This is a genomic window from Gammaproteobacteria bacterium (assembly GCA_015709635.1).
Classification (GTDB): Bacteria; Pseudomonadota; Gammaproteobacteria; order Burkholderiales; family Nitrosomonadaceae; genus Nitrosomonas.
In genome coordinates this window covers 3,120,790-3,138,413 of the sequence record CP054180.1, presented here as the reverse complement: position 1 = coordinate 3,138,413, position 17,624 = coordinate 3,120,790, and the positions used below count along the sequence as shown (strand labels likewise).

14 protein-coding genes are annotated in these 17,624 nt (G+C 54.6%); all 14 read left to right on the top strand.

All coding sequences use genetic code 11. From position 1 onward, the window contains the following. Positions 1–3 precede the first annotated feature (3 nt). The 14 genes from HRU78_14910 to HRU78_14845 all read left to right on the top strand — a co-directional run bounded on the left by HRU78_14910 (position 4) and on the right by HRU78_14845 (position 17,595). Positions 4–1,551: a UDP-N-acetylmuramoyl-L-alanyl-D-glutamate--2,6-diaminopimelate ligase gene (locus HRU78_14910; GenBank protein ID QOJ24770.1), complete on the top strand. Its 1,548-nt coding sequence runs from the start codon at positions 4–6 to the stop codon at positions 1,549–1,551. Continuing rightward, entirely contained in the window at positions 1,548–2,945 is a 1,398-nt protein-coding gene (locus HRU78_14905) for a UDP-N-acetylmuramoyl-tripeptide--D-alanyl-D-alanine ligase (protein ID QOJ24769.1), read from the top strand. Before HRU78_14910 ends, HRU78_14905 begins: the two co-directional genes overlap by 4 nt. Continuing rightward, complete coding sequence (locus tag HRU78_14900; GenBank protein ID QOJ24768.1) at positions 2,936–4,021, top strand: phospho-N-acetylmuramoyl-pentapeptide-transferase; 1,086 nt, start codon at positions 2,936–2,938, stop codon at positions 4,019–4,021. Before HRU78_14905 ends, HRU78_14900 begins: the two co-directional genes overlap by 10 nt. After that, the gene (gene murD, locus HRU78_14895) at positions 4,018–5,433 is read left to right on the top strand and encodes a UDP-N-acetylmuramoyl-L-alanine--D-glutamate ligase (GenBank protein ID QOJ24767.1); all 1,416 of its coding nucleotides are present in this window, start codon (positions 4,018–4,020) and stop codon (positions 5,431–5,433) included. The genes HRU78_14900 and murD overlap by 4 nt, the downstream gene beginning before the upstream one ends. A 3-nt stretch (positions 5,434–5,436) precedes the next feature. Next, complete coding sequence (gene ftsW / locus HRU78_14890) at positions 5,437–6,597, top strand: putative lipid II flippase FtsW (GenBank protein QOJ24766.1); 1,161 nt, start codon at positions 5,437–5,439, stop codon at positions 6,595–6,597. Next, a complete protein-coding gene (gene murG / locus HRU78_14885; GenBank protein ID QOJ24765.1) occupies positions 6,594–7,685 on the top strand; it encodes an undecaprenyldiphospho-muramoylpentapeptide beta-N-acetylglucosaminyltransferase in 1,092 nt (363 codons plus the stop codon). The genes ftsW and murG overlap by 4 nt, the downstream gene beginning before the upstream one ends. After that, complete coding sequence (locus HRU78_14880; GenBank protein ID QOJ24764.1) at positions 7,675–9,102, top strand: UDP-N-acetylmuramate--L-alanine ligase; 1,428 nt, start codon at positions 7,675–7,677, stop codon at positions 9,100–9,102. Before murG ends, HRU78_14880 begins: the two co-directional genes overlap by 11 nt. Positions 9,103–9,148: 46 nt before the next feature. Beyond that, positions 9,149–10,105, top strand: coding sequence for a UDP-N-acetylmuramate dehydrogenase (murB, locus tag HRU78_14875; protein QOJ24763.1), 957 nt, complete (start codon positions 9,149–9,151; stop codon positions 10,103–10,105). Next, a complete protein-coding gene (locus HRU78_14870) occupies positions 10,105–11,022 on the top strand; it encodes a D-alanine--D-alanine ligase (GenBank protein ID QOJ24762.1) in 918 nt (305 codons plus the stop codon). The genes murB and HRU78_14870 overlap by 1 nt, the downstream gene beginning before the upstream one ends. Beyond that, positions 11,012–11,788 (top strand): FtsQ-type POTRA domain-containing protein, encoded by a 777-nt coding sequence (locus HRU78_14865; GenBank protein QOJ24761.1) that lies wholly within the window; start codon positions 11,012–11,014, stop codon positions 11,786–11,788. Before HRU78_14870 ends, HRU78_14865 begins: the two co-directional genes overlap by 11 nt. A gap of 20 nt (positions 11,789–11,808) precedes the next feature. After that, positions 11,809–13,050 (top strand): cell division protein FtsA, encoded by a 1,242-nt coding sequence (gene ftsA, locus HRU78_14860; protein QOJ24760.1) that lies wholly within the window; start codon positions 11,809–11,811, stop codon positions 13,048–13,050. Between the two features lie 67 nt (positions 13,051–13,117). Beyond that, positions 13,118–14,275 (top strand): cell division protein FtsZ, encoded by a 1,158-nt coding sequence (ftsZ, locus tag HRU78_14855; GenBank protein ID QOJ24759.1) that lies wholly within the window; start codon positions 13,118–13,120, stop codon positions 14,273–14,275. A 1,030-nt stretch (positions 14,276–15,305) separates the two neighbouring features. Then, complete coding sequence (locus HRU78_14850) at positions 15,306–17,381, top strand: carbon starvation protein A (protein QOJ24758.1); 2,076 nt, start codon at positions 15,306–15,308, stop codon at positions 17,379–17,381. 13 nt (positions 17,382–17,394) lie between these two features. After that, a complete protein-coding gene (locus HRU78_14845) occupies positions 17,395–17,595 on the top strand; it encodes a YbdD/YjiX family protein (protein QOJ24757.1) in 201 nt (66 codons plus the stop codon). Positions 17,596–17,624: the final 29 nt, after the last annotated feature.

Genomic DNA, 17,624 nt, shown 5'->3' with positions numbered 1-17,624 from the left:
GGGATGACGATTAAAAAGAAAACACTGAAGCTGTTCAATCATCATCTGCTGGATGAGCTGGGTGTTCCGATTAAAAATCTGGTCACGGATAGCCGGCAGATACAACCCGGTGACACGTTTCTGGCGTATGCCGGGGAAAAGGCGGATGGGCGCGATTTCATTCCGCAGGCGATTGCCGCCGGTGCCAACGCCGTGCTGTGGGATCCGAAAAACTTCACCTGGAATCCGGAATGGCGGATTCCGGCCTTGGCGATTGATGAGCTGAAAATGAAGGCGGGTTTGATTGCCAGTCATGTTTACGACTACCCGTCGGAAAAATTATGGATGGTCGGAATCACCGGAACCAATGGCAAAACATCGTGCAGCCACTGGTACGCGCAAGCGATGACAAGCTTGGGCAAAAAAACCGCCGTGCTGGGAACGCTCGGTAACGGTTTTTGCGGCGAGTTGGCAATGGCGGAGAATACGACGCCCGATGCCGCCGTATTGCAGCGCTCGCTGGCCGGATTTGTCGAGCGGGATGCGCACGGTGTGGTGATGGAAGTGTCGTCGCACGGTTTAGTGCAGGGGCGGGTTAACGGTACTGCCTTTGCAGTTGCGGTGCTGACCAACTTGTCACGCGACCATCTGGATTATCACCAGGATATGGATGCCTATGCCGCCGCCAAGGCGCGCTTGTTCTTCTGGCCGGGATTGCAGTATGCGGTCGTCAATATGGACGATGTGCTGGGTGTCGAATTGTCGCGGCAGCTGGCCAATAAGGCGACACAATTAATCGGCTATGGCTTTCGTTATCCGGAAGAGCATCATCCCGGCGAATTTAAAATGGTGTACGGCTCGAATTTAAAAGTTGATCTCCATGGACTGGAGTTTGATATCGAATTTGAGGATAATCGCGAACATTTGAGAATCGGCTTGCTGGGTAAATTCAACGCATCAAACTTGCTCGCCGTGGTTGCCACCATGCTGGCAAGCGGGATTCGATTGCCGGATGCAGTCCGGTCGCTGCAGAGTGTGCAACCCATTCCGGGGCGGATGGAAAAATACCAGGGGGTTGACCAGCCGATTATTATCGTCGATTACGCCCATACCCCCGATGCACTGGAGAAAGTGCTATGCACGTTACGTGAGCTTTTGCGCAGTGCTCAGTCGAAAAAACGGGCATCCGGGCGGAATGCGCGGTTGTTCTGCGTTGTCGGTTGCGGCGGCGACCGGGATAAAGGCAAACGTGCGATAGTGGGCGAAGTCGCGACGCGTTTGGCGGATGAAGTCATTTTTACCAGCGATAACCCGCGCACGGAAAATCCCCTGGACATTATTAAAGATATCGTTGCTGGTGCAGGCGCGGACAATTATCAGATTGAAACCGATCGCGCACTGGCTATTTATCAAGCCATTGCCAATGCGCACAGCAGCGATATTGTGCTGATTGCCGGCAAGGGTCATGAACGGCTCCAGGAAATACAAGGCAAGAAAATTTCTTTCAGTGATGTTGAAGTAGTGCAACAGGTGCTGAAGGATTTGGCCAGAAAAGTGCGGGTTCAATCATGATGACGGTTCAGGAAGCGGCACAAGTATTGCACGCCGAATGGAGCGGCCACGATGTGTTGTTTACCGGGGTGAGTACGGACAGCCGCACGCTCAAGGAAGGCGATCTGTTCGTGGCTTTAAGCGGTGAACGATTCGATGGCAGTAAGTTTGTCGGTAGCGCCAAGGAAAAAGGCGCGGTCGCGGCGATGATTCCGCACACAGCGAGCGGCGATGCCTTGGCCGCCGGAATTCCCCTGTTGCATGTCGAGGATGCGCGATTAGCACTAGGACAACTGGCGGCGCACTGGCGCAGCCGGTTTGTGCTACCGCTGATCGGTGTTACCGGCAGCAACGGCAAAACTACCGTCAAAGAAATGATCGCGGCGATATTGCGGCACACTGCCGCTGGCGGTGAGGACAAAATACGCACCGATCAGGTTCTGGCGACCGAAGGAAATCTGAATAACGATATCGGCGTGCCGCAGATGTTATTGCGTTTACGGCCGCAGCATCGCTACGCGGTGATCGAGATGGGCATGAACCATATCGGCGAGATCGGTTATCTGGCCGGGCTGGCAAAACCGGATGTCGCTGTCATTACCAATGCCGGCGCAGCGCATATTGAGGGGCTGGGTTCCGTGGAAGCGGTGGCGCGCGCCAAGGCGGAAATTATTACCGGGCTGGGTTTGCAAGGGATTGCTGTGATCAATGCGGATGACCGTTACGCCGCTTTATGGCGGGAATACGCCGGTGCTCGCAGAATAGTCGATTTCGGTTTGCGCAACAAAGCGCAAGTGCACGCCGGATTTCAAGCTGACCGGTTGAGCAGCAGGATTCAGCTGCAGTTACCGGATGGCAGCGTGGAAGTCGTGTTACAGGCACCGGGCGTGCATAACGTCTATAACGCACTGGCCGCTGCCGCCGCAGTCACGGCGTTGGGAATCGGCAAGGAAGCGATTGTTGCCGGTCTCACATCGTTCCAGGGGGTAAAAGGCCGGTTGCAGAAAAAATCCGGCTTGCATCATGCGCTGCTGATCGACGATACCTACAACGCCAATCCGGAATCGGTGCGCGCCGCCCTTGCAGTGCTGGCTGCCACGACAGGGAAAAAAATACTGGTGCTCGGCGACATGGGGGAATTGGGTAAATCCGCCATCGACCTGCATCGCACGATCGGGCGCGAAGCGCGCAAAGCCGGGCTTGACCGGTTATTGACGTTGGGTGAGCTGAGCGCGTACGCAACGGAAGAATTCGGTAAAGGCGCGCGGCATTTCAATGATATTGACGAGTTGCTGCACGAGACCGAGAACTTGCTGGCGGGTGATGTGACTTTGCTGGTGAAAGGATCGCGTTTCATGCACATGGAGCGGGTGGTGCAGCAATTGGAACAGCCGGTGGAGTCATCATGCTGCTGACACTCGCGCAATGGCTGGCGCAGGACATACGCGCATTCAATGTGTTCAGTTATATCACGTTGCGTACCGTACTGGCCGCACTAACAGCATTAGCAATTTCTTTTGTCATCGGTCCGCTGATGATCCGTAAACTGACCGCGTACAAAATCGGACAAGCGGTGCGCGACGATGGTCCGCAAACGCATCTCGTCAAAGTCGGCACACCGACGATGGGCGGTGCCCTGATCTTGATGTCGATCATTCTGACGACGCTGCTATGGTCCGATTTGAACAACCGCTATATCTGGGTGGTGCTGGCGACCACGCTGGGATTCGGTGTGATCGGCTGGGTCGACGATTATCGCAAAGTCGTCCATCGCAATCCGAAGGGACTTTCCGCGCGCGCTAAATTTTTCTGGCAATCGCTAATCGCATTCGCGGTTGCGCTATACCTGGCGTCGACTGCCGAAATCCCGGCACAAACCGACATGATCGTGCCCTTTTTCAAGGAGGTCGCGATTCCTCTGGGAGCAACGGGGTTTGTCGTGCTGGCTTATTTTGTCATCGTCGGCACCAGCAATGCGGTGAATCTGACTGACGGCCTGGACGGTTTGGCCATCATGCCGACGGTCATGATCAGCAGTGCGCTTGCGGTTTTTGCTTACGCAGCGGGTCACGTGGTCTTTGCCAAGTATCTCGGTATTCCCTATATCCCGAACGCCGGGGAATTGGCCGTGTTTTGCGGCGCCATGGCGGGTGCCGGGCTTGCCTTTTTATGGTTCAACGCCTACCCCGCCGAAGTATTCATGGGCGATGTCGGCGCATTGGCACTGGGTGCTGCTTTGGGAATCGTTACCGTGATCGTGCGCCAGGAAATCGTACTGGTCATCATGGGCGGGGTTTTTGTCGTGGAAGCGCTATCCGTGATGCTGCAGGTGGCGTCATTCAAGTTGCTGGGCAAACGGATTTTTCGCATGGCACCGCTGCATCATCATTTTGAATTGAAAGGCTGGAAAGAAAATCAGGTGGTCGTCAGATTCTGGATTATCACCTTCATCTTGGTATTGGTTGGGTTGTCGACATTAAAATTACGATGAATGTGCAAGGGAAAACAATTTTGGTGCTGGGGATGGGTGAAACCGGTTTGTCCATGGTGAAATGGCTGTTACGTCAGGGCGCCACGGTGCGTGTTGCCGACAGCCGCCTGGAGCCGCCCAACTGGCAGCAAATCGCAGCCGAATTTCCAGCCGTGCAATTGCATAAAGGCAAATTCACAGCGACGGTTTTTGACGGGATCGACATGATTGCGATCAGTCCCGGCGTGCCGCTCGCGGATCCCGGCGTGCAGCAAGCAATGCAGCGCGGAATACCGGTGATTGGCGACATGGTGCTTTTTTCCTGGGCGCTCGCGCAGAGTCATTTGCCAAGACCGAAGGTCGTGGCAATTTCCGGTTCCAACGGCAAAACAACGGTCACTGCGATGACCGGCGCCATGCTGAAGAAATGCGGCTGGAATGTGGAAGTGGCGGGCAATATCGGTCCCGCCGTGCTGAATGCGCTGATGCAGCGCATCGATGCGGGCGACTGGCCGCAAGCCTGGGTGTTGGAAACTTCCAGTTTCCAATTGGAAACGACGCACAATTTGAATGCCGATGTCGCGACCGTGTTGAACTTGAGCGAGGATCATCTGGATCGCTACAGCGGCATGCGCGATTACGCCACGGCCAAGGCCAGGGTGTTTCTGCATGAACAGGCCGGTAAAGGTGTACAAGTTCTGAACCGCAACGATCCCGGTGTTTGCGCCATGGCTTTGCCCGGCAGAAAACAAATCACGTTCGGTGTGGATGAGCCGCCTACTGAAGCGGATTACGGTTTGCGCCACGACGGTGATGATTTGTGGTTGCTGGAAGGCGGCCGGGCATTGATGAAAGCTTCCGAGCTGAATGTTTACGGCTTGCACAATGCGATCAATGCACTCGCGGCGCTGGCAATGTGCCGCGCGCTCGGCGTCGCCATCGATCCGCTCTTGGCGGCGCTGCGGGAATTCCGCGGTTTGCCTCACCGCATGGAGAAAGTCGCGGCGTTTAACGGTGTCACATTTTACGATGACTCCAAGAGCACCAATGTCGGTGCCACCGTGGCCGCTTTGAGCGGTATGAAACAAAACGTCATTTTAATCGCCGGCGGCGACGGCAAGGGACAGGATTTTTCCTATCTGCGGGAAGCGGTTGCCAATAATGCCCGCGCCGTCGTGTTGATCGGTCGGGATGCGGGCATCATCGCAGGCGAGTTGAAAGATTGCGGCGTGCCGTTGCATTTCGCCGTGACCATGGAAGAAGCCATGCAAAAGAGTTTTTTACTGGCGCAGCCCGGTGATGTGGTCTTGCTGTCGCCGGCATGCGCCAGTTTCGATATGTTCAGGAATTATATCCATCGCGCGGAAGTATTCGTTGCCGCGGTCAAGGATATGGAAAACAAATTTTTCAGTTTCGGACAGAAAAAACATTAACCGATGATTTATCAGGCAAGCAATCAGAAACAAAGAATCATGGCCGATTTTGACCAGGCGCTAGTATGGTCGGCGTTGCTGCTGCTGAGCATCGGTTTGGTGATGATTTATTCCGCTTCGATCGCCATCGCCGAAGCGCAATTCGGCGCTGACCGCGCCGGCCATTATTTACTGCGGCATAGTGCGTATCTGGGTATCGGATTGCTGCTGGGATTGATCGCTTTTCAAGTGCCGATGCAGTTGTGGCAAAAATATGTGACCTATTTGCTGATGTTGAGCATTTTGCTGCTGGTGCTGGTACTGGTGCCCGGTATCGGCCATGAAGTGAACGGCAGTCAGCGCTGGATTTCGCTGTACGTGGTGAATATCCAGCCGTCCGAGTTCATGAAGTTTTGCATGGTGTTGTACGCTGCCGACTACGTCAATCGCAAGGCAGCCGATCTGAATTCTTTCTTCAAGGGGTTTGTGCCGATCGCGATCATATTGTCCATCGTCGGTGCTTTATTGCTGCTCGAACCGGATTTCGGCGCTTTCTTCGTGGTGGCCGCGCTGGCGATGTCGATTTTGTTTCTCGGCGGTGTCAGTTTGAAAATATTTATCAGCCTGATCGCTATCTTGGCGTTCGGTTTGTACGAGCTGATTTTGAGTTCGCCGTACCGGCTGAATCGCGTGGTTGCTTTCATGGATCCTTGGGCCGATCCGTATGGCAAAGGTTATCAGTTGAGCCATGCATTGATTGCATTCGGGCGCGGCGAATGGTTGGGCGTAGGTCTGGGCGGCAGTGTGGAGAAATTGTTTTATTTGCCGGAAGCGCACACCGACTTTTTGCTTTCGGTGCTGGCCGAAGAGCTCGGTTTTGTCGGTGTGATGACCGTGATCGTATTGTTCATCTGGCTGATCACGCGCGCGTTTGTCATCGGCCGCCTGGCGGCGAAGCTGGGCAGCCCTTTTGCGGCGCTGGTGGCACAAGGCATCGGTATCTGGATCGGTGTGCAGGCGTTGATTAATATGGGCGTCAACATGGGTGTGTTGCCGACTAAAGGATTGACGTTGCCGCTGCTGAGTTTCGGCGGCAGCAGCATCACGGCGAATTGCATCGCGTTGGCGGTATTGCTGCGGATCGATTGGGAGAACCGGCAGCGGTTGCGGGGGTTGAACGTATGAGCGCGCCTACGATTTTGATCATGGCAGGCGGTACCGGCGGGCATGTGTTTCCGGGATTGGCGGTGGCCGATTATCTCAGACAGGCCGGCTGGCACGTGGTTTGGCTGGGAACCGAGGCCGGCATGGAATTAAAGCTGGTGCCGCAACACGGCTATACAACCGAAGTGATCCGTTTTTCCGGATTGCGCGGCAAACGGCTGGTGACCTGGTTGATGTTGCCGGTGCGATTACTCAAGGCATTCTGGCAGAGCCTGCGCATCATTCAGCGCGTGCAGCCGGATGTGGTGCTAGGTATGGGCGGTTATCCGGCTTTTCCCGGCGGCATGATGGCATCGCTGCTGAATAAGCCGCTGGTGATTCACGAACAGAACTCGGTTGCCGGGTTGACCAATAAAATTCTGGCGAAACTGGCGGATAAGATTTTTCTCGGCTTTCCGGATGCCATTCGCGGTAATCCGCAAACAACGGTATGTTCGGGTAATCCGGTACGTGCTGAGATTGCGCAAATTGAGCTGCCGGAAAAACGCTTCCAAGGACGGCAAGGCTCATTGAAATTACTCGTGGTGGGCGGCAGTCTCGGTGCGCAAATCTTGAATACCGTGGTGCCGCAAGCGCTTAAATTGATACCGGAGAATGCGCGCCCCTTGGTTATACACCAAGCAGGCACGGCGCATTGGGAGTCGGTAAAAAAGGCGTATGAAGAATTGCAACTGGGCGGTGAAGTGATCGCATTTATCGACGACATGGCCAAACGCTACACGGATTGCGACTTGGTGATCTGCCGCGCCGGTGCGCTAACCGTCGCGGAATTAAGCGCGGCCGGGGTTGCCAGCATCCTGGTGCCGTATCCGCACGCCGTCGACGATCATCAAACCGGTAATGCGCAATTTCTTGCTCAGCACGGCGCTGCCCTATTGCTGCCGCAACGCGAGCTGACTGCGCAAAAGCTGGCGGATTTGCTGACGGATTTAACCCGTGAAAAATTGCTGAGTATGGCCATGGCCGCGCGCAGCCAGGCAAAACCGGAAGCCACCAGAATCGTGGCTGAAGCCTGTATCGAATTGAGTGGAGCGCTGCATGAAGCATAAAGTCAAACATATTCATTTCGTTGGCATCGGTGGTGCGGGCATGAGCGGTATCGCCGAAGTTTTCGTCAATCTGGGTTATCAAGTCAGCGGCTCCGATTTGATGGATAACCCGGTGACGCAACGCCTTGCCAAGCTTGGAATCAAGGTTTATGCCGGGCATGACGGAGAGCAGATTGTAGGGGCGGATGTGGTGGTTACCTCGACTGCCGTGAAACCGGACAACCCGGAAGTGATCGCCGCCAAAAACAGAAATATTCCCGTCGTGCCGCGCGCCATGATGCTGGCGGAGCTGCTGCGGCTGCGCAGCGGTATCGCGATTGCCGGCACGCACGGCAAAACCACGACCACCAGCTTGATCGCGAGCATTTTGGCGGCGGCGGATATGGATCCGACGTTCGTCATCGGTGGAAAACTGGAGGCGGCGGGTTGTCATGCCAAGCTGGGCAGCGGCGAGTTCATCGTGGTCGAAGCGGATGAATCGGATGCGTCATTTTTGTATTTGCAACCGGTGTTGGCGGTGGTGACCAATATCGACGCGGATCATATGGAAACTTACGGTCACGACTTCAGCCGGTTAAAGCAAACCTTCGTCGATTTCGTGCAGCACTTGCCTTTTTACGGTATGGCGGTGGTTTGTCTGGATGACGCCAATATCCGCGAAGTCATGCCGGCGATTACCAAACCGATCACGACGTACGGCTTATCCGAGGAGGCGCAAGTGCGCGCCGTTGACATCCGGCAAGAGCATCACCGCATGAAATTTACCGCGATTGTCGGTGTCAACGGCTCCGCCCGCAAACTCGGGATCACGCTGAATATTCCCGGTTTGCATAATATCCAGAATGCGCTGGCGGCCATTGCCGTCGCTAATGAGATCGGCGTGCCGGATAGCGCCATTGTCAAAGCATTGTCGGAATTCAAGGGTGTCGAGCGGCGTTTCCAGCAGTACGGCGACATCCGTTTGTCGGCGCAGAAAAGTTTTACTTTGGTCGACGATTACGGCCACCATCCGGCGGAAATGGAAGCCACGATCAAAGCGGCGCGCGGCGCATTTCCAGGCCGCCGCCTGGTGGTGGTTTTTCAGCCGCATCGTTACACGCGCACGCGGGATGTATTCGAGGATTTTGCCCGGGTTTTGTCACACGCCGACGTGCTGTTGCTTACCGAGGTTTATCCGGCTGGTGAAGAACCCATCGTTGCGGCGGACAGCAAATCGTTGGCGCGTGCGATCCGGGTGCAGGGCAAGGTGGAGCCGATTTATATCGAGGAAGTGGATGATTTGCCGGTTGCGATCCTGAATATCGTGCAGGATGGCGATGTGGTGCTGGTGATGGGCGCGGGTTCGGTGGCCAGAGTGGCGCCGCACATTGCGCAGATGAATAACAAGTTGACCGTTGTGAACGGTTATGAGTGTTGAGGGTTGATGGGAAGTGATTGCGTTGCTGCAAAATACGAGGACAACCATGCCGGTTACGGACCAGACAAGCGATAAGATTGATATCGCTGCGCTGCGGGGAGAAATGCGCATGAATGAGCCGATGAGCAAGCATGTTTCCTGGCGTGCCGGCGGTTGCGCTGATCGTTATTATGTGCCGGCGGATCTGGATGATTTGGCGGATTTCCTGCGGCAATCGCCGTGCGAAGTGATTCATGTCATCGGCTTGGGCAGCAATTTGCTGGTTAGAGACGGCGGTTTGCGCGGCACTGCCGTGGCGCTGCATGCGCGCTTGAATGATGTGCGCTTGATCGAGCAGAACCCATCCGGCGGATTGATTTATGCGGGCGCCGGGGTAGCTTGCGCCAAGGTGGCGCGCTTTGCCGCCAAGCACCAGCTCGCCGGTGCGGAGTTCCTGGCCGGGATACCGGGTACGGTCGGCGGTGCGCTGGCCATGAATGCCGGATGCTACGGCTCGGAAACTTGGGAAATCGTGGAACAAGTGCAGATCATCAACCGCCGCGGACAAATCATGATGCGCCAGCCAAGCGAATACGCGATCGGCTATCGCAGTGTGCAACGGCAAACCGGACCAGCCGGAGCGATCGAGACGGAATGGTTTGCTGGCGGGTATTTGCGATTGCCTCCGGGCGATCCGGTGCAGTCGCGGGAGCGGATCAAGCAATTGCTGGCGCAACGGGTGGCCAGCCAGCCGCTCAATCAGCCGAACGCCGGTTCGGTATTCCGCAATCCGCCGGGAGATTATGCGGCGCGCCTGATCGAAGCCTGCGGTTTGAAGGGATGCCCTATCGGCGGCGCCATGGTGTCGCCCAAGCATGCCAATTTCATCGTCAATACCGGTAATGCCAGCGCGGCGGATATCGAGGCTTTGATCATGATGGTGCAAAGCAGAGTGAAGAAAGCAACGGGTATCGGGCTGGTTCCGGAAATCCGGATCATTGGTGACGCCAGGAGATTGACGTAGTGACAGTGCATAACGTTGGCAAAGTAGCCGTGCTAATGGGTGGCCGTTCCGCCGAACGGGAAATATCGCTGCAAAGCGGGCAGGCTGTGCTGGATGCGTTACTGCGTTGCGGTGTCGATGCACATCCCTTCGATCCGGCGCAGCAAGCGATGGAAAAGCTGCAGCAGCAAGGTTTTGACCGGGTCTTTATCGCATTGCACGGACGTTTCGGTGAGGATGGCACGATTCAGGGTGCGCTGGAATTGATGGGATTGCCGTATACCGGCAGCGGTGTCATGGCCAGTGCGCTGGCGATGGACAAATGGCGCACCAAATTGATCTGGCAATCCGTGGATATTCTGTCGCCACGCTATGCCTTGCTGCATGCTGACAGTGATTGGCAGCAGATTGCTGAGACACTGGGGTTGCCGTTGATCGTCAAACCGGCGCGCGAAGGTTCGACGATCGGCTTGACCAAAGTGAAGCGCGTCGAGGATCTGGCAGAAGCATACCGGCTGGCTGCCCGGCATGATGCCTTGGTGCTGGCGGAAGAATTCATCGCCGGTAAGGAATTGACCGTGGCGATTCTGGGTGAAACGCCACTACCGGTAGTGCGAATCGAAATTGCCGGTGAGCTTTACGATTATCAAGCCAAGTATTTTTCCAATGAAACGCAATACTTTTGCCCGAGCGGTTTGCCGGCGGAATTGGAAGCGGCGATCCAGAAACAAGCAGTAAAAGCGTACCAGGTGCTGGGCTGTCAGGGCTGGGGAAGGGTTGATTTGATCTTGAGTTCAACCAATCAATTTTACTTTCTCGAAGCGAATACTTCGCCCGGCATGACCGGCCACAGTTTGGTGCCGATGGCGGCCAGAGCGGCAGGGATTTCGTTTGACGATCTGGTTTTGAAAATATTGGATTTGGCTCATGTGGAATAACCATCACGCCTTGAATCTGTTGTCCGGAACATTGCTCACTGCGGTGGCGCTGGCGGTTTTATACGCCATCAGCCTGCAGCTGATCCAGCCGCCATTGTTTCCGATCAAGGAAATTAATGTGCAAGTCGTTCAAGGTGCGAAAAAAAACAAAGCCGGGCTGGAACATGTGACGCGCGATCAAATCGAGCAACTGGTGAGAAATGAAATCGAAGGAAATTTTATTTCGGTAAATCTTACTGAAGTGCGCGAAGCTTTTGTAAAATTACCGTGGGTGCGGGAAGCGAGGGTGAAAAGAGAATGGCCGCACGGGTTGAACGTGACACTTGAAGAGCATCAGGCATTGGCCTACTGGGGTAGTCATGCACTGGTGAATACCTACGGCGAGGTGTTCCGGGTAACTGCGGATACCGAGCTGCCGGTGTTTACCGGGCCGAATGAAGCCAGCGCGCACGAAGTGGCGCAGCAATTCCGGCGCTTCAATCAGATTTTGGCGCCATTGCAACAGCGAATCGCGGAAATAAGCCTGACCGCGCGCTACGCTTGGCGTATTCAGCTCAACACCGGAACAGTGCTGGAACTGGGACGGAATGAGATTGAGGAGCGGCTGGCTCGTTATGTTTTGGTTTATAACCACAGTATTGCGCGGCTAAGTCAGCAAGCGCCATTGGCCTATGTCGATTTGCGCTATCCCAACGGTTTTGCCATCCGCATGCCCGAAGTAACGCAACAAGCACCCCGTAAATCCGGCGCGAGGAGAGAAACGTAAGACCATGGAGATGGGATTAGATGAATAAAGCTCGAGAAAATAGAAATCTGGTTGTCGGTCTCGATATTGGCACATCAAAAATTGTCGCCATTGTCGCAGAGGTCATCCCGGATGGCGGCGGTTTTGAGGTGATTGGCTTGGGCAGCCATCCTTCGCGCGGATTGAAGAAAGGCGTGGTGGCGAATATCGAGACGACGGTGAATGCCATTCAGCGTGCATTGGAAGAAGCGGAGCTGATGGCGGATTGCAAGATTCATGAGGTGTACACCGGAATAGCCGGCAGCCATATCAAAGGTTTCAATTCCGACGGCATGGTACCCATCAAAGACAAGGAAGTTACCGAAAAAGACGTCGAGCGTGTGATGGAAGCGGCAAAAGCGGTGAATATACCCGCCGATCAGCAGATTCTGCATATTTTGAATCAGGAATTCATCATCGACGGCCAGGAGGATGTGCGCGAACCGGTAGGCATGAGCGGTATACGGCTGGAAGTGAAAGTGCACATTGTCACGGGCGCCGTTTCGGCCGCGCAGAATATCGTCAAGTGCGTGCATCGCTGCGGTCTGGAAGTCCGCGATCTGATACTGCAACCGTTGGCTTCGGCGATGGCGGTGCTGTCCGAGGATGAGAAGGATTTAGGTGTCTGCTTGGTGGATATCGGCGGCGGAACGACGGATATCGCGGTGTTCACTCATGGCGCCATCCGCCATACCGCGGTGATTCCGATCGCGGGAGACCAAATCACCAACGACATTGCGATGGCGTTACGCACGCCGACCAAGAGCGCGGAAGACATCAAGTGCCGCTACGGTTGTGCCTTGCGGAGTCTCACCGATACCCATGAAATGGTGGAAGTGCCGGATGTCGGTAACCGCGGTTCGCGCCAGCTTTCCAAGCAAACCCTGGCGGAAGTGATCGAGCCTCGCGCCGAGGAGCTCTATTGCATGGTGCAAGCCGAATTGCGCCGCAGCGGGTTTGAAGAATTGCTGTCATCGGGCATCGTGATTACCGGCGGATCGGCTTCGTTACGCGGCATGGTGGAATTGGGCGAGGAAATCTTTCACATGCCGGTGCGGTTGGGCTTGCCCAATTATCACGGCAATTTGAAAGACGTGATCCATACGCCGCGTTATTCGACGGGGATCGGCTTGATTCTGGCCGGTATCGAACAAATGCAGCATCAACATGGTTCAAGATTACAAGGAGGCTCTGCCAAGCAGATTTTCTCCAGAATGAAGGGGTGGTTCCAAAGAAATTTTTAATGCGGAATTTCACGGGTGGTATAGCAGTCAAGCGGCTTTAATTTCAATGTACTAAAGGAGAAACACTATGTTCGAAATCATGAATAACGAAACTCAAGAAGCAGTCATCAAAGTTGTCGGTGTTGGTGGGTGCGGCAGCAATGCGGTGGATCATATGATCCAGAACGGCATGCAAGGCGTTGAGTTCATCAGTATGAACACTGATGCCCAGGCATTGAAAAGCAATAAAGCGCCAACGGTACTGCAACTGGGTACGGGTATTACCAAAGGGCTGGGCGCCGGAGCAAATCCGGAAATCGGCCGCGAAGCCGCGCTGGAAGATCGTGACCGCATCGCCGAATTGATTCAAGGCGCGGATATGTTGTTTATCACCGCCGGCATGGGTGGCGGTACCGGCACCGGTGCGGCGCCGGTGGTGGCTCAAGTGGCCAAGGAAATGGGCATTTTAACCGTGGCTGTCGTCAGCAAGCCCTTCGCTTTTGAAGGCAAACGCTTGGCGGCTGCAAAGGCAGGGATGGAAGCGCTGTCGCAGCATGTGGATTCGCTGATCGTGATCCCGAACGACAAGCTCATGATGGTCCTGGGTAACGATATTTCCATGCTGGATGCATTCAAAGCCGCCAACGACGTGCTGTACGGCGCGGTAGCCGGTATCGCCGAAGTGATCAATTGCCCCGGCTTGGTCAACGTCGATTTTGCCGACGTCAGAACGGTCATGTCGGAAATGGGCATGGCGATGATGGGCTCGGCCATTGCCATGGGTGTCGATCGCGCCCGGGTTGCGGCGGAACGTGCGGTATCAAGCCCGCTGCTCGAGGATATCTCCTTGGCCGGAGCGCGTGGCATTCTGGTGAATATTACCGCCAGCTCGTCGCTGAAAATGCGCGAAGTGCATGAAGTGATGAACACCATTAAAGATCTGACCGCTGAAGATGCCACGATTATTGTCGGTACCGTCATCGATGAAAATATGACCGATAATCTGCGCGTTACCATGGTCGCAACCGGTCTTGGCAGCATGGTCGGCCAGAACCAAAATCAGAATTCTCCGTTAACCGTGGTGCATACGCGTACCGGCACAGACGACCGGGATTCCGTTTTTTCCGCTGAAGAACCTGCTGTCATCCGCACAGGCAGAAGAGGCAACGCCACCGTGGCCGCGATGCGTCAATCCGGTGTGGATCCGATGGATATACCAGCTTTCTTGAGAAGACAAGCCGATTGACATCGTTTAATTTCTGAAGATTTAATTTTTTCATTTTTTAGGAGTGAAAAATTGGAGATCAGAGAATTAATAGAAGCACTCCATACCCCACCGCTTGTGGTGGGGGTTGCGAACTGAAAAAGCTTGTCGGAATCACTGAAGTTGTTGGCGGTTTTACGGAAAAAGGGCGATTTGCAGAATTGATGGTCAACTCATAAATCATCAGTCGGAATAGCAACTGAGATAGCACACGGAATGCGTTGCAAATGTCATTGTGGTGCTTAAAAGAGGTTAGGAACTGATCTAGCCTGCTGATTCTTTGTGGATCCGATTGGGTTGGAGTCGACGATCAAAGGGTTATGAGTCCGCGCAAATTGGTATTTCTTAGTGTTGATCGATTCCGTTATCTTGATATTAAAGTGCAAACCGGATGTAAAGCAAAATATCTGTCGGGATGGGAAAACACCCGGTTCAGGATTGCGATCACTGCCGCGGTGCAAAATCTTACATATTCCAAACAAATCCACGCGGCAAAACTACCCGCATAACTATACTATAGCGATCAACGCGCATGGAGCATTTCAGGCGCGCGATCGGCAGCAGCCCGGCTTAAGGTCATGATCGATCAAGACAGCGATCCGCGCCGAGTAGCAGCAGAAAAGAAAGCTGCGCGTGAAGCTGCCGAAGTATCCAACAAAGTGCACAGGAAATACGCGAAGCCATAGCGCTGATAAGGTATGGCGTGGCCATATTGAAGCCATGCATAATCCACGCGGGAAAAGCTTCATTGGCACGATCACATGCATGTGATGCAATCGGACGATGAGAAAAGAGCTGGAAGCAATAAATTAATCGAACCGGATACATTTGCATCACGAACAGAGGTTCGGTTTGCCGATCGTTACTAACGAAAGGTTGATTGCATGCAAAGAATAAACAATCTCGTGGTCTTGTCACGGAGTTGTTTATTCAATAAGAAAGGAATACACCCATTTGGAATTTCTGAGCTCTCTCTTTCAGCAATAGTGTATGTTCTCAGTAGAGGAAAATTATGAATCAATTAGTTAAATATATCGTCTGGATAATTCTATCGTTCGCGGGTGCATCCGCTTTTGGCGTCATCGCGCTCAATCGCGGCGAATCCATCGGTGCGATCTGGATCGTCATCGCGGCGGTGTGTGTTTACCTGATCGCTTTCCGTTTTTACAGTCTGTTCATAGCGAGCCGGGTATTGAAACTGGATGAAAGGCGCATGACACCCGCGTACAAGCACAACGACGGATTGGATCATGTGCCGACCAATAAGTACGTGTTGTTCGGCCACCATTTCGCGGCGATTGCCGGTGCCGGGCCGCTGGTGGGGCCGATACTGGCGGCGCAGATGGGTTATTTGCCCAGCATGCTATGGCTCCTGGCCGGTGTGGTATTCGCCGGCGCCGTGCAGGATTTCATCGTGCTGTTCATTTCCACGCGGCGCAACGGCCGGTCGCTGGGTGATCTGATCAAGTCCGAATTGGGACAATTGCCCGGCATGATTGCGATGTTTGGCACATTCTTCATCATGCTTATTTTGCTGGCGGTCTTGTCATTGATCGTGGTGAAGGCGCTGGCCGAGTCGCCTTGGGGAACGTTTACCGTCGCCGCGACCATCCCGATTGCTCTGTTCATGGGAATTTATGCGCGTTATTTCCGCCCTTGCGCCATCGGTGAAGTATCGCTGATCGGTTTTGTATTGCTGATGCTGTCGATTGTCGCCGGACAGTATGTGCAGGAAGACCCGGTGTGGGCGGCCATGTTCACCTTTACCGGTGAGCAACTGACCTGGTTGCTGATCGGCTACGGCTTCATTGCGGCAGTATTGCCGGTTTGGCTGCTGCTCGCGCCGCGCGATTATTTGTCGACTTTTCTGAAGATCGGTACCATCGTTGGTCTGGCCATCGGTGTCGTTGTGATTTCGCCGGAACTGAAAATGCCGGCGCTGACGCAGTTCGTCGACGGCTCCGGTCCGGTCTGGTCGGGCGATTTGTTTCCTTTTCTGTTTGTCACGGTGGCCTGCGGTGCGATTTCCGGTTTTCATTCATTGATCGCATCAGGCACCACCCCGAAGATGATCCAATCGGAAACCGATGCGCGTTTCATCGGTTATGGTGCGATGCTGATGGAGTCATTTGTCGCAATCATGGCGCTGGTCGCTGCCGCGACCCTGGAACCGGGTGTGTACTTTGCCATGAACAGTCCGGCGGCGATCATCGGCACGACGGCGGAATCGGCAACGCAGACGATCGCGCAATGGGGTTTCCATATCACGCCGGAAATGATCACGCAAACCGCACAGAATGTCGGCGAGCATAGCATCATTTCACGCACCGGCGGCGCGCCGACGCTGGCGGTCGGCATGGCGCAGATTTTGTCGGAAGTGGTCGGCGGCACGGCCATGATGGCGTTCTGGTATCACTTTGCGATTTTGTTCGAGGCCTTATTCATTCTCACGGCAGTGGACGCCGGAACGCGCGCCGGACGTTTCATGCTGCAGGACTTGCTCGGTTCGTTCATTCCGGCGATGAAACGCACCGATTCGTTGGCGGCCAATCTGGCCGCCACCGCTCTGTGCGTTGCCGGTTGGGGTTATTTCCTCTACCAAGGCGTGGTTGACCCATTGGGCGGCATCAATACGCTCTGGCCATTGTTCGGAATCGCCAATCAGATGCTGGCCGGAATCGCGTTGATTCTGGCGACTTGCGTGTTGTTCAAGATGAAGCAGGATCGTTTTGCCTGGGTGACCGCCATTCCGGTGGCGTGGGTCAGCGTCTGCACGCTGACTGCCGCGTGGCAAAAGATTTTTCACGATAATCCGCGCATCGGTTTTCTCGCGCATGCGGAAAAATACCAGGAGGCGGTGGCGCAAGGCATCGTGTTAGCGCCGGCGAAGTCGATCGAACAGATGCAGCAGGTGATCTTTAACGATTATGTCAATACGTCGCTGGCTGCCTTGTTCATGGCGGTGTTGATCAGCATGCTGTTTTTTGGCGTCCGGACGGTGTTGCAAGCACGCATCGTTCATCACCCGACAGCGCAGGAAGCGCCGTTTGAGTTATTACCCGTTTACGCGACAAATGACAATAAATAATGGAGATTTAACCATGTATAACAAAATTACCCTGACTCTGCGCCATTTCTCCCAAAGCCTGCGCTTGATGGTTGGTGTGCCGGAATACAGCACGTATGTCGAGCACATGAAAGCGGCGCATCCGCAACAATCCATCATGACCTACGAGGAATTCTTCCGCGAGCGCCAGGAAGCGCGCTATGGTGGCAAAGGCCGGTTGAATCGATGCTGTTGAAGTGATGCTGGGGAAGAAGCCCTGAAAAA

Coding starts and splice junctions, on each gene's coding strand:
- HRU78_14900 (QOJ24768.1), top strand. CDS start 2,936: ATGCTGCTGACACTCGCGCAATGGCTGGCGCAGGACATACGCGCATTC.
- HRU78_14880 (QOJ24764.1), top strand. CDS start 7,675: ATGAAGCATAAAGTCAAACATATTCATTTCGTTGGCATCGGTGGTGCG.
- HRU78_14865 (QOJ24761.1), top strand. CDS start 11,012: ATGTGGAATAACCATCACGCCTTGAATCTGTTGTCCGGAACATTGCTC.
- murB (QOJ24763.1), top strand. CDS start 9,149: ATGCCGGTTACGGACCAGACAAGCGATAAGATTGATATCGCTGCGCTG.
- HRU78_14905 (QOJ24769.1), top strand. CDS start 1,548: ATGATGACGGTTCAGGAAGCGGCACAAGTATTGCACGCCGAATGGAGC.
- HRU78_14910 (QOJ24770.1), top strand. CDS start 4: ATGACGATTAAAAAGAAAACACTGAAGCTGTTCAATCATCATCTGCTG.
- murG (QOJ24765.1), top strand. CDS start 6,594: ATGAGCGCGCCTACGATTTTGATCATGGCAGGCGGTACCGGCGGGCAT.
- ftsA (QOJ24760.1), top strand. CDS start 11,809: ATGAATAAAGCTCGAGAAAATAGAAATCTGGTTGTCGGTCTCGATATT.
- murD (QOJ24767.1), top strand. CDS start 4,018: ATGAATGTGCAAGGGAAAACAATTTTGGTGCTGGGGATGGGTGAAACC.
- ftsW (QOJ24766.1), top strand. CDS start 5,437: ATGATTTATCAGGCAAGCAATCAGAAACAAAGAATCATGGCCGATTTT.
- HRU78_14845 (QOJ24757.1), top strand. CDS start 17,395: ATGTATAACAAAATTACCCTGACTCTGCGCCATTTCTCCCAAAGCCTG.
- HRU78_14850 (QOJ24758.1), top strand. CDS start 15,306: ATGAATCAATTAGTTAAATATATCGTCTGGATAATTCTATCGTTCGCG.
- ftsZ (QOJ24759.1), top strand. CDS start 13,118: ATGTTCGAAATCATGAATAACGAAACTCAAGAAGCAGTCATCAAAGTT.